Annotated in this window: 7 protein-coding genes and 1 pseudogene; 5 read left to right on the forward strand and 3 right to left on the reverse strand. The window is 45.8% G+C overall.

Annotation, left to right across the window (positions count from 1 at the left end):
- Positions 1–87: 87 nt before the first annotated feature.
- Positions 88–768 carry a DUF4336 domain-containing protein gene (locus CS022_RS02600; protein WP_129120967.1) on the reverse strand — a complete coding sequence of 227 codons (681 nt, stop codon included), beginning with the start codon at positions 766–768 and terminating at the stop codon, positions 88–90.
- A 108-nt stretch (positions 769–876) separates the two neighbouring features.
- On the reverse strand, positions 877–2,982 hold the full coding sequence (locus CS022_RS02605) for a S9 family peptidase (RefSeq protein WP_235869206.1): 2,106 nt from the start codon (positions 2,980–2,982) through the stop codon (positions 877–879).
- Between the two features lie 581 nt (positions 2,983–3,563).
- Between CS022_RS02605 and CS022_RS02610 the strand changes: the two genes are divergently transcribed.
- From CS022_RS02610 to CS022_RS02625, 4 genes are all read left to right on the forward strand, one after another.
- A complete protein-coding gene (locus tag CS022_RS02610; RefSeq protein ID WP_129121136.1) occupies positions 3,564–6,014 on the forward strand; it encodes a glycogen/starch/alpha-glucan phosphorylase in 2,451 nt (816 codons plus the stop codon).
- 102 nt (positions 6,015–6,116) lie between these two features.
- Positions 6,117–8,321 carry a 4-alpha-glucanotransferase gene (gene malQ, locus CS022_RS02615; protein ID WP_129120968.1) on the forward strand — a complete coding sequence of 735 codons (2,205 nt, stop codon included), beginning with the start codon at positions 6,117–6,119 and terminating at the stop codon, positions 8,319–8,321.
- A 10-nt stretch (positions 8,322–8,331) separates the two neighbouring features.
- Positions 8,332–10,530, forward strand: coding sequence for a 1,4-alpha-glucan branching protein GlgB (gene glgB / locus CS022_RS02620; protein ID WP_129120969.1), 2,199 nt, complete (start codon positions 8,332–8,334; stop codon positions 10,528–10,530).
- A 167-nt stretch (positions 10,531–10,697) separates the two neighbouring features.
- Positions 10,698–11,549 carry a pirin family protein gene (locus tag CS022_RS02625; RefSeq protein ID WP_129120970.1) on the forward strand — a complete coding sequence of 284 codons (852 nt, stop codon included), beginning with the start codon at positions 10,698–10,700 and terminating at the stop codon, positions 11,547–11,549.
- A 14-nt stretch (positions 11,550–11,563) separates the two neighbouring features.
- On the opposite strand, the pseudogene CS022_RS02630 reads toward CS022_RS02625, so the two are convergent.
- A pseudogene (locus CS022_RS02630) lies at positions 11,564–12,450 on the reverse strand (NAD(P)-dependent oxidoreductase).
- 126 nt (positions 12,451–12,576) lie between these two features.
- Here CS022_RS02630 and CS022_RS02635 point away from each other — a divergent pair.
- Positions 12,577–12,819: a hypothetical protein gene (locus CS022_RS02635; RefSeq protein WP_129120971.1), complete on the forward strand. Its 243-nt coding sequence runs from the start codon at positions 12,577–12,579 to the stop codon at positions 12,817–12,819.
- The last annotated feature ends 5 nt before the right edge of the window (positions 12,820–12,824 follow it).

The raw sequence follows: 12,824 nt of genomic DNA on the forward strand, positions 1-12,824 counted from the left end.
AGATACTAATCGGTAAAATTTGTGACTGGCATTATAAATGTCAGTTGGAATACTGCGAGCTCTTTTATAACAAAAAGTTGTTACAAGCTACGCATTTAGTGCCCATGAAAAAGCATGAGTAAGGGCGTGTTTACCACGTTTGGGTATTGGACTGCCGTGGAGCGGTAAAATACGCTCAAATGGCCAAGATAAAATCTCTTGCAAGGATTGTCTCAACAAGGTCTTTGGATCACTTTGCACTTGAATGCTGGGTGAGCAACCCGCATGAAAGTAACGCGCGGTTAATACCCCCAGTAACTGGCGACTAAGAGAGCCTTGGTTAAACTGCGCCAGAGTTGTACCGATTATCAGGGTCTTCGATTCAGGGTCGCAGAAGATGGTCTCCGATTGCCGCTCGCTAAGAACAAACATTGATTGGTAGAGGTCTTTTCGCCATAGATCATGATTCTGCGAAGATAATGGGGCATCGAAACCAATGTCTGTACGTTTAAGTTCGAGACCGGGTGCGGCGAAAAAATAGGCATCGGGGAACTTGAGCCACCAATCTGAGAGATGATGATGTAAGTGTTCGTTGACTGTGACTATCGCTTTTATTCGTCCAAGACTTTCAAGCTCAATGAGTAAGGTATCAGAGAGTGCCGTCGGGTTGTAAATGAGTAATTCGCCTCCTGAAAGACGAATCACTGACATCCGGAGATTTATATCGATTCCCCATTGTTTAAAAGGGCTATCGTGATACCACAGCCTATTCGGTTGCCACTCTATCATTAACGTCCCCAAGCTATCTCAAGTATCGAAGCTGTTCTAAATAATCAGAGCGTTACACGTATGTATGGATAAAGGAACCCACCCCAAAATGTAGGGGTGGGTGATATGTTACTGGTTTTCCAGAAGGTCTAAGAAGAAGGCAAATTCAAGTGCTTTGTCATGCAATGACTTGAACCTACCTGACGCGCCACCATGGCCGGCATCCATATCCGTTTTAAAGAGCAACCGGGTATCGTTGGTCTTGAGATCACGAAGCTTAGCGACCCACTTCATCGGTTCGAAATACTGAACCTGAGAGTCATGAAGCCCGGTAGTAACAAGGACATGCGGATAGTCTTTGGCTTCGATATTGTCGTAAGGTGAGTAACTGAGCATATAGTCGTAATAGACTTTCTCGTTTGGATTGCCCCACTCACCATACTCGTTGGTTGTTAATGGAATGGTTTCATCGAGCATTGTTGTGACGACATCAACAAACGGCACATGCGACGCGATACCAGTATAGAGATTCGGCGCAAGATTCATTACCGCACCCATCAGCAAGCCACCAGCAGAGCCGCCAACTGCGAACACTTTGTCGTCTGCACAATACTTCTGATCAACGAGCGCTTTTGTGACATCAATGAAGTCGTTAAAAGTGTTCATCTTGTTGAGCATTTTGCCGTCTTCATACCAAGGGCGGCCAAGCATTTCAGAGCCCCGGATATGGGCGATGGCACAGACGAAGCCACGGTCAAGCAAACTTACCCAGTTTCCAGAAAAAGACGGCTCAATAGTATGACCATAAGACCCGTATCCGTATTGATAAAGCGGATTCGTACCATCTTTTTTGAACAGCGATTTGCGGTATACAAGCGATACAGGCACTTGCTTACCATCTCTGGCTGTGACCATAACCCGCTCTGATTGATAGTTTTGTTTGTCAAAACCACCCAACACTTTTTTCTGCTTTAGTAAGGTCTTGTCACCGCTCGCAAGATCATATTCAAAGTGTGAGCCCGGGTCGGTAAGGCTTGAATAGAAAATACGTACCGAACTGGCACTCATTTCACTGTTGCCCGTCATATGTGCCATAAAAGCCGTTTCGTCAAACTGCAACGGGTATTCAGAACCAGTAACGAGCTCTCTGACGGTAATGGTGGAAACCCCGTTTTCGCGTTGTTCGTATACAAGGTGGTTTGAGAAAAGCTCGAAATCTTCGAGTAGTGCATTGTCATCCGGTGCGACAACGTCTTCCCATGATTCAATATTGTGCTTATCGGCGCTGTTGGTTTTCATCAGACGGAAATTGACCGCTTTGTAATTTGTTTTTACAAAGTAATCCTGTCCCAGTTTCTCTACCTGGTATTCAAGCCCATGCTCCCGAGGGTAAAACATTTCAGGTTTAGCATTGGGGTCATCAGCAGAGAGAATCGACATCCCTTTACAGTCAGTATTGTAATGCCAGATATAGACTTCTGAATCGTCTTTACTCTTATCGAGAAAGGTATAAAACGTCAGGTCTTTTTCTTCGTAAACCAATTCGTCTTCTGATTGCTCTGTACCAAGACGATGTTTGAAAACCTGATACTCCAACAGTGTCTGCTCATCTTTTTTGATGTAGTAGAACGCTTTGTTGTCGTTCTGCCACACAATTTGGCCTGATGTATTGATCAGGGTATCGACCAGCAGTTTGCCAGTATCAAGGTCTTTAACTTTGATGGTATACATGCGGCGGCTGACAGTGTCTTCACTGTATGCGAGCAGTTTGCCGTCGATACTGACTTCAACGTCTGACACGTTGTAATAGTCATGTTCTGCAGCCAGTTGATTTACATCAAGGAGAACGGCTTTATTGCTGCCTGCAAAATCATCAGCACGGACATAAACCGGATATTCATTGTCTCCACTGACTTCCGTCGAATAATAGAAGTTGCCATCTTTAACTGGCACAGAGCTGTCGTCTTTAACGATTCGACCCTTCAGCTCTTCAAAGAGTGAGTCCTGCAATGCTCTAGTATGCGCCAGCATAGACTCTGTGTGGGCATTCTCAGCTTCAAGGTGATTAATGACTTCGGGATCTGTGCGATTGTCATCGCGCATCCAATAGTAATCGTCAACGCGGGTGTGACCATGGTGAGTCATTTGATGTGGCACTTTTTTTGCCTGAGGACCTTCAGGGGTCGCTGATACATCAGAGAGTGAGGATGGGTTGGAATTATCGGTATTGGACAAAATAAATTCCTCAATTTTCAATATGTTGGTTTTTCATGAAAGAGGCGTAAGCCATGATAAAGATAAGAATCACGTTACTCAAACGCATAAAATTCTGGTGCAGAGTCGTGAAATGTCAGTCTGTTGTGTTTTTCTAAACAGTATCCTAGCCAAGAATCATCGAGGTTTTGCACCAACTTGGCGATAAAAAACGTCAAATGTGATGCATACGACACGCACAGGAACAGGAAAGTGGCGTCAAATCATGGCGTGATGAACAAATCTCCATATCCACATGTAGGAATATTACATACATAATAAATTCCGACAAAACAAAAGTGTGACTAATGACTCATTGTTTAAATGCGATTTGAGGTTTAATTTGATCAAAAAAATAAGGGTTGCTTCTCTTGTGCGCAACCCAGTGTGCTGGAATTCAAAAAAAACCGGACAACTTGATTCAAAGGGTGATAGGTATCCCAATATCGCCTTTTAAATCGGCTAACTGACTGGTTAGCAAGCTTTTTTGCATGTGGTGGTTCACAATGGCAACCTTGTGCATTTACTTTTGTTTCGCTTAGCCCGAGAGAACATTTATGACTATGTATTATCATGGTTCTGATTTTGACAAGGAACAATTCAAACAAGAATTACGTCAGGTGTTAACAAGCCAACTCGCCGTTGTAGAACAAAAAGCAACATCGCGAGATTGGTATCAGGCACTCGGCAAGGTCCTGTCTCAAACGACAACCTCCCTTCTGTTGCAATCAGAGTCAAACAACGAAAGCTCAGACACCCGTAAAGTTAACTACTTCTCCCTTGAGTTTCTCATTGGTCGCCTGACAGGCAACAATCTGATTAATCTTGGCATCTATGATCAGGTTCAAGAAGCGTTGAAAGATATCGGGCTCTCGTTGAGTGACCTGCTAGAAGAGGAAAATGACCCTGCGCTGGGCAATGGCGGTTTGGGTCGACTGGCTGCTTGTTTTATGGATTCGCTTGCCAGTCAAGCCTATCCCGCTGTTGGTTACGGTCTTCACTATGAATATGGCTTGTTCAGACAGTCATTCCACCATGGCCGACAACAAGAAGCACCTGATACTTGGAAAGACACAGAAGGGTACCCATGGGAAAGGCAGCGTGTTGAATTGACTCAGCAGGTCGGCTTCTGGGGGCATGTCGAAGAATATAAAGATACTGAAAACGAGCTACGAAAGCGCTGGGTTCCAGCTCTTGAAGTGGAAGGTGTTGCATGGGATATGCCCGTGGTGGGCTATCAGAATGAGACGACATTGCCATTACGTTTATGGGAATGTAAAACCTCCAACCCTTTTGATTTAACGCGTTTTAATGATGGTGACTTTGTTGGAGCACAATACCCTGCGCTAGAAGCGTCAAACATCACCAAAGTGTTGTATCCCAATGACAATCACGAGCAAGGTAAAGCACTGCGTTTGATGCAGCAGTATTTCCTTTGCGCATGCTCAGTCGGTGATTTGCTTCGACGCCATCTTGCGCTTGGCCGAAGTCTGAGTAGTTTGCCTGATTTCGAAACCGTACAACTAAATGACACGCACCCTGTTATAGCAATCCCAGAGCTGATGCGAATCCTGATGGATGAACATGGACTCGAATGGGACAGCGCGTGGGATATTTGTTCACGAACGTTTGCTTATACCAACCATACGTTATTGCCTGAAGCGCTTGAGACGTGGTCGGAAGGATTGATGGGCAACTTGCTGCCGCGTCACATGCAGATAATTTTTGATATTAACCACGAACTCATGGTCAGTGTTCAGAAAAAATGGCCCGGCGATATCAGCAAAATGTCCAAGCTCTCTATCATTGAAGAGGGTGACTATCGACGAATTCGTATGGCGAATCTTGCTGTGGTTGCGTCTTATGCTGTTAATGGTGTTGCTGCAATGCACTCTGAGCTGGTTAAACGTGACTTATTCCCTGAGTTCGACACGCTCTATCCCGGTAAACTGACAAATGTGACGAACGGTGTAACGCCTCGTCGCTGGATTAAATTCTGTAACCCAGCGCTTGCAAACCTGATTACTGAAAAATTAGGTGATGGTTGGATTAGGGACCTGAACGAGATTGAAGGCTTGAAAGCTTATGCTGATGATAAAGCCTTCCAGGATGCGTTCATGGCGGTAAAGAAAGCCAATAAACAGAAATTGGCTGACTGGGTTAAAGATAAGCTCGACATTGAATTGAACACTGATGCCATCTTTGATGTTCAAATCAAACGGCTTCATGAGTACAAGCGTCAGCACCTTAACCTGCTGCACATCCTGTCGCTTTATCATCGTCTTCTTAACGAGCCCGATTTTGATATCCATCCGCGTGTCTTTATATTTGCAGCAAAAGCTGCACCCGGGTATGCATTGGCGAAAGATATTATCTACGCCATCAACCGTGTGGCTGAAACCGTTAATAATGATGCTCGACTCAAAGACAAACTCAAGGTGGTTTTCTTGCCTGACTACCGAGTAAGTCTTGCAGAGTTGATCATTCCAGCCGCGGATGTGTCTGAACAAATCTCGACGGCGGGTAAAGAGGCATCAGGGACTGGCAACATGAAACTCGCCATGAACGGTGCCCTGACCATAGGAACAATGGATGGTGCTAACGTCGAGATCCGCGAGGAAGTGGGCGACGACAACATCTTTATATTCGGCCTAAAAGTCGACGAAGTCATTGCGCTTAAAGAGAAAGGCTACGACTCCTTTATCTACTACGAGAGTGAACCACTCCTGCAAGCCTGCTTGAACATGCTTCAGGATGATACGTTCACACCAGAAAAGCCAGGTGAGTTGATTTCGGTTGTCAGAAACCTGCTGGATTATGGTGATCCGTATTTGGCACTCGCCGATTTTGCTTCGTATGTTGATGCTCAAATGGCGCTCAATGATGCCTACGGCGACCAAACGTCATGGGCCAGAAAAGCCATTCTGAATACGGCACTTAACGCGAAATTCAGTTCAGACCGCAGTATCCGCGATTACGCGAATAACATCTGGAAGTTAGAAACACAGAAATAGAAGCGTAAAAAAGACGCCGGATGCGTGCGTGTCCGGCAAAAACAATAAATGCTTCATTCAGTTGGTTTGGTGGACGTTTTCTGCCATGAGAGGGAAGGGAATATGAATTCAACGATTTCACAGATAGCCCATGAAGCAGGCATTGCTGCTGAATATATCGATGCATGGGGAAAAGGCGCTGTCGTCGATAGCAAAATACAGGAAGCACTCCTTACTGCACTCGGTTACGATTTAAGTTCCGAGAAAGCACTGATCAAGTCGGCAGAGAGAAAAAGTCAAAAGGACATACTTTCTCCTGTTTCTGTTTTTAAGCAAACTCAGCAAAAACATATTCACGTCAATGTATCTAAAAGTGCACGCCTATCGGAGTTTAGCTGGCGATTAGATACGGAATGTGGACAGAAACTATTCGGTGAGCTTTCGACTCTGGTTGCCAGTGATACCCGCGTAGACGGCGGCGAACTTATTATTTCTTTGCCGGAATCTCTGCCCGTTGGATATCATCAGTTTTCTCTTACCCGTAAGCGCAGAAAATCGCCGATTACTATGACCCTCATTGTCGCGCCCGAGCAGTGCTTTAAATCTGCAGCACTGCGAGAGGAGCAGAAGTTATGGGGGCCAAGCGCGCAACTATATACTTTACGTAGCGAGTCAAACTGGGGCATCGGGGATTTTAGCGACCTGCGTCTGTTGGTTTCTGAAGTCGCCAAACAAGGTGGCGACTTTGTTGGCATTAATCCTATCCATGCGCTGTTCCCCGCAACTCCGGAGTCTGCCAGCCCGTATAGTCCGTCATCCAGATCTTGGCTGAATGTCTTGTATATTGATGTTGCTGCTGTGCCTGAATTCAATGCCTGTAAAGAAGCGCAAGAATTTGTTTCGGATGAGAGCTTTCAACAGCAACTGAAAACGGTGCGCAATTCAGAATACGTTGATTACACCGGCGTGGCGTCTTTAAAATTTCCAGTGCTGAGGTTGTTATTTACTGCGTTCAAATCTCTGAAAGCAGATTCATCGCGAGCTCTGCAATTCTCTGACTTTATTCGTGAAGGTGGAGAGAGCTTGTATCGTCAAGCGACGTTTGATGCATTACATACACATCTTAATCAGGATGTTAGTGCAAGTGAATTAAGAGATGGCGTTAAAGAAGCCGTGTGGGGCTGGCCAGTCTTTCCTGAAAAATATCAGCACTTTTCCAAGTCTGCAGTCAAACAGTTTGCGACCGAAAATGCCGATCACGTTGAATTTTTCATGTTTCTACAATGGACGGCTAAGCAACAGCTCGAATCAGTGCAAGCTGAGGCTATGGACAGTGGTATGAAGCTGGGCCTTTATCGTGATCTTGCTGTTGGTGTTTGTAATTCGGGTTCAGAAACTTGGGCCGATGAGGGCGACTTGGTGTTGGATGCCAGTATCGGTGCACCGCCGGATGTACTTGGGCCGCTGGGTCAAAATTGGGGACTTCCGCCTTTTAACCCTGACAGCATGCGAAACAACGCTTACAAGCCGTTTATTGAGCTACTCAGAGCAAACATGCAGCATTGCGGAGCACTGCGTATTGACCATATCTTAGGCTTACTACGTCTCTGGTGGGTACCTAAAGGTCGCTCAGCATGTGATGGTGCCTACATATATAACAAAGTGAATGACTTACTGTCGATCCTTGCGCTTGAAAGTCACAGGTTTAAGTGTAGTGTTATCGGCGAAGATCTTGGTACTGTGCCGGACGAAATCGTATTACTTCTTAACGATGCAGGTATTTACTCGTATAAAGTACTGTTCTTTGAAGTGGCTGAAGATGGCGGATACTTTTCCCCGTCTCACTACGCCCCCCAATCAATGGCCACATTATGCACGCACGACATGCCAACACTGAAAGGTTTTTGGCATTGTGAGGACCTGAAGCTTGGTGAGAAACTGGGTTTGTACACAGACCCTGAAGAAATTGATGCGCTTTATCGGGGGCGTGCTGAAAACAAGCAACGATTACTGGACAGTTTAAGATGGCATGGTGTGTTGTCTGACGGTATTGGTCATGATGCGGCATATGTTCCTATGGACAGCTATCTCAATCATGCTATGCACTTACATCTGGCAAGTGGTACCAGCGCTTTACTGAGTATCCAACTTGAAGATTGGCTTGAGATGGATAACCCCGTTAACGTGCCAGGTACGAGCACGGAATACCCAAACTGGCGTCGAAAACTTTCTGCTTCACTCGAAGAGATTTTCTCAAAACCAGACATAAAAGAATTGGCTCAACAATTAACCAGAAAAAGAACTGCAGCCAGTGGCACCGAATCTTAAGGAGACACCTTTGACTATTTCCTGTCCTGAAAAGGACGTTTATGCACAACTCGAAAGTGCTGCATTTTCAGACCCCTTCGCGTTTCTGGGACCGCAATACCGTTCAAACACTGAGAAAGAACCAACTTCACTGAGGGTGTGGTTGCCGGGTGCTCACGATGTTTCCGTTGTTTTGGCTGATGGAAAGTCTCTTCCATTACAACGTGACGGGGACTCTGCGGGCTTTACTTTAGCGTCAAGCAGAGACCTAACAGGTGAACTCTATCAATTGATGATTAACTGGGGCGAGTCTCAACAAACTCTCTTCGACCCCTACCAGTTTCATCAGGTCATGCCGAGCGAAGAGACAATTTTCGATCCGGTCAAGATGCACAAAGAGATGGGCGCGCAACGTTTATCTCTGGCGCGCGGTGGAAAATCAGTCATAGGTACTCGTTTTGTGGTGTTTGCTCCACATGCCTCATCGGTGAGTGTGATTGGCGACTTTAACAGTTGGGATGGCCGACGAACGCCGATGCAGCGCGTTGATCATGGCCATTGGGCGATTTTTATCCCTGAACTTGATGCAGGTAGTCGCTACAAGTTTGAACTCAAGGATTCTGCAGGGAACACCCTGCCACATAAGATGGATCCTTGGGGCATTCATGGCGAACAGTACCCATCATTTTCGTCATTGGTTTACGACCGCAAAGCCTATGAATGGCAGGATACAAAATGGCAGACCCGTGAGACTGAAACTAAACATGAAATGCCACTGTCGTTTTATGAACTTCATGCGGGGTCGTGGCGCCGTCATGAGAATGGAGATATGTTCACCTATCGTGACCTGGCTGAACATCTGGTGCCGTACCTCAAAGAAATGGGGTATAGCCATGTAGAGCTAATGCCAGTCTCTGAACACCCGTTCTACGGGTCATGGGGCTATCAGCCGATAGGCATGTTTGCACCGACCAGCCGTTATGGCACGCCTGATGATTTCAAATACTTTGTCGATACCTGTCACCAAGCGGGCATCGGTGTGGTGCTCGACTGGGTGCCAGCGCATTTCCCATCCGATGAGCATGGCTTGGCAAACTTTGATGGTACCTCCTTGTTCAACGACCCTGATCCTCGTCGAGGTTGGCATCAGGATTGGAATAGTTATATTTACGATTATGGTCGCGATCATGTGAGACGATTCTTGGTATCTAATGCGCTTTTCTGGCTCGAAGAATTTCATATCGATGGACTCAGAGTAGACGCTGTTGCATCAATGCTATACCTCGATTACTCACGTGATCACGACCAGTGGATACCTAATGCAGATGGCGGTAATGAAAATTATGACGCAATCAGCCTTCTGCGTTGGATGAATGAAGAAGTCTACAAACACTTTCCAAATGCGCTGACCATTGCAGAGGAATCAACAGCATTTTCGGGTGTATCTCGTCCAACGTCGATGGGTGGGCTTGGTTTCGGCTTCAAGTGGAACATGGGTTGGATGCACGATAGCCTGAGCTACATTCAGGAAGCGCCTGTACACAGAAAATATCATCATGACACTGTCACGTTTCCGATGGTCTACGCCTTCAGTGAAAACTATGTTCTCTCCTTGTCACACGACGAGGTCGTTTATGGTAAGGGTGCTGTGCATGACAAAATGCCGGGTGACGAATGGCAAAAGACGGCTAACCTAAGAGCTTACCTTGGTTATATGTATGGTCAGCCCGGTAAGAAACTGAATTTCATGGGCACGGAAATTGGCCAGACTGCTGAGTGGGATCATGACAATCAGTTGCAGTGGTTCTTGCTTGACTATGAGCGCCACTCCGGTGTGCAGAGCTTGGTCAAAGATTTGAACTGCCTCTACCGAGATTACAGTGCCCTCCATCAGCTCGACTGTGATCCTGAAGGTTTTGAGTGGCGCATGCAGGATGATAGCGAGCGCTCTGTGCTTATTCATGAGCGTTTTGACCGAGACGGGCAGCGTATTCTTGTAGTGAGCAACTTTACGCCAGTGCCACGTGAGGCTTATAGATTGGGTGTGCCAGTTGTTGGTCAATATGAATTGATATTGAATACTGATGATAAGAAATATCACGGTAGCGACTTTTCAATCGATAAGGTTATCGAGACTGAAAATGTTGAAAGTCATACTTTGCCACAGTCTATTGCACTCGATATTGCCCCTCTCTCTACCCAGTTCTATGTCTTTAATAAGAAAGATTAAAAGAACATCCGCATTAAGAAAGCAGCCAAGTAAGGCTGCTTTTTTTATATCCTAAATTTCTCGTATTATTGCCCACTGTTATGACTGAGAACAAATGACAAGTTTGTTTTTTGATTTTTCCGAACTAGGATATTGTTTATTCCAATTAAACAATATTTAGGATTGTTATGAAATGCCGTAACACGATAAGGAAGATAAAGAGTCACCCTTCGTCGGATGGTGACGGTGTTAACATCAATCGAATACATGGCTTCGAAAACCCGCTGGAATTCAGTCCATTCCTGCTCGTTGACGAGTTAAAAAGTGATGACCCCGAAGATTATATTGGTGGGTTTCCGCCCCATCCGCACCGGGGTATTGAGACCTTAACCTATATGTTACAAGGTCACTTTGAGCACAAAGATCACATGGGTAATACTGGGTCACTCAAAACAGGTGGAGCGCAATGGATGAGCGCTGGAAGGGGTGTCATTCATAGCGAAATGCCAATTATGGACGGAGGCATGTTGCATGGGTTTCAGATTTGGTTAAACCTACCTGCGACAAAGAAGATGCAACCTTCACAGTATGAAGACTTTCAGTCACCTCAGATCACTGAATACTCTGAAGGGGAAGGGAACCTTTTGAGAGTGATATCAGGGGATGTGTCTGATGGAGAGGCATTACTAAGCGGGCCTCTTCAACGTACAGGAGTGCCGGCACTCATTGCCGATTGGCAAGCTGCGTCGGGTAAGTCCAGGACGTTGGTGTTTGAGGAATCATTCAACGCAATGCTTTACGTGTATTCTGGCCGCGTCGTTGTATCAGAAGACATGATATCTGAAGGGCACTTTGCACTTTTGAATCATGGTGAAGCGCTAAACATCGAAGCGCTTGAAGACTCAGGAGTGTTGCTTCTTGCCGGACAGGTAATTAACGAACCAGTCGCACATTACGGCCCCTTTGTCATGAACACTGATGAAGAAATTGAGCAGGCGCTTCAGGACTACCGGAACGGTGTATTGACTGACGCGCCCTAAAGCCTGCCTTCATCTTATGACTGATGCTGCTGGCCGTCTTCAAATTGTTTGATGAGCGCTGATATGTCTTTGCGGCTTAGCCCTTGCCGACTGAGAGACTGATAAGTTTCAAATGTTTTTTTAGTTAGCGGTAAAGGAGCGTTGAGCCGCTTACCTTCTTCAAGGCAATAGCCAAATCTTTGATCATCCATTCGATGGCAAACCCAAAGTCAAATTCGTTTTGCGCCATCGTATTGGAGCGATTCGCCATTTGCCATGAACCGGCTGCTCCCTGAGAGAGGGTTGAGAATACCTTTTCAATGTCGAGTTCTGCTTTTTGAGCAAAATTGACCGCCTCAGACAGACTTTGCAGAACACCCGTAACACTGATTTGGTTAACCATCTTACAAAGTTGTCCTGAGCCTGTCGGGCCCATCAAAGTAACAACTCTTGAATAGCAATTCAGTATGGATAGCACCCTATCGAGAGTTTGCTGATGGCCACCTGCCATTACTGCAAGTTGTCCGTTCTCTGCTCCAGCTTGCCCACCAGAAACTGGCGCGTCGATAAAGTGAACCCCTTTTGTCTCGCACAAGCCAGCCATGTCCTTCGCTAACTGAGCTGAAGTAGTTGTGTGGTCGACGATTACAGCACCTTTTTTTACTGATGAGAGAATACCATCGTCTCCGGTCATAATGTCCAGCACATCCTGATCTTTGCCAACACAGATGAGAATGATATCAGCGCTTTGGGCCGCTTCTGACGGTGAGTGAGAGGCTTGCCCTGAATGTTCATTGCACCATTTAGCGGCCTTTTCTGTCGTGCGGTTAAATACATTAATGGGGTAACCTGATGCCGAAACATGGCTTGCCATGGGATACCCCATGTTTCCCAAGCCAATAAACGCAACCTTTTGAGACATGTTTTGCATTTCCTTTGTCTAAACTGAGTGGTAACACTATGAATGATCCTCAAATAGCAGGCAAATACTTGAGAAAGGAATAAATGTCTGTTTTATATTAGTGTTGGGTCTTATAAAAGGACGTGTATGTACTGGCAAACAGTCTTCTATGCGCTTGAAACCGTGTTACTGATAACGGGTAGCTTGATGCTTGCCAGATCAGCATTTCAATATGCGAGTCGAACAGGCGACTGGCACCACGTCAGTGCTGTGTTCTTTAATACAAGCAACCTCAGTAAAGATGAACTTCGCTGGTGGATCTTGGCGGTTTCCTGCTTGGTTGTTGGTTTTACGGTCAAGTTCTCGTCGTACTTCTTTTATTTGTCTTGAAATAC

Origin of the sequence: Veronia nyctiphanis, from assembly GCF_004116385.1 — a bacterium.
GTDB classification, from domain to species: domain Bacteria; phylum Pseudomonadota; class Gammaproteobacteria; order Enterobacterales; family Vibrionaceae; genus Veronia; species Veronia nyctiphanis.

Bases quoted from the DNA above. Each gene is read 5' to 3' on its own strand.
- CS022_RS02610 (WP_129121136.1), top strand. From the start codon at position 3,564: ATGTATTATCATGGTTCTGATTTTGACAAGGAACAATTCAAACAAGAA.
- CS022_RS02635 (WP_129120971.1), top strand. From the start codon at position 12,577: ATGTACTGGCAAACAGTCTTCTATGCGCTTGAAACCGTGTTACTGATA.
- CS022_RS02625 (WP_129120970.1), top strand. From the start codon at position 10,698: ATGAAATGCCGTAACACGATAAGGAAGATAAAGAGTCACCCTTCGTCG.
- malQ (WP_129120968.1), top strand. From the start codon at position 6,117: ATGAATTCAACGATTTCACAGATAGCCCATGAAGCAGGCATTGCTGCT.
- CS022_RS02600 (WP_129120967.1), bottom strand. From the start codon at position 768: ATGATAGAGTGGCAACCGAATAGGCTGTGGTATCACGATAGCCCTTTT.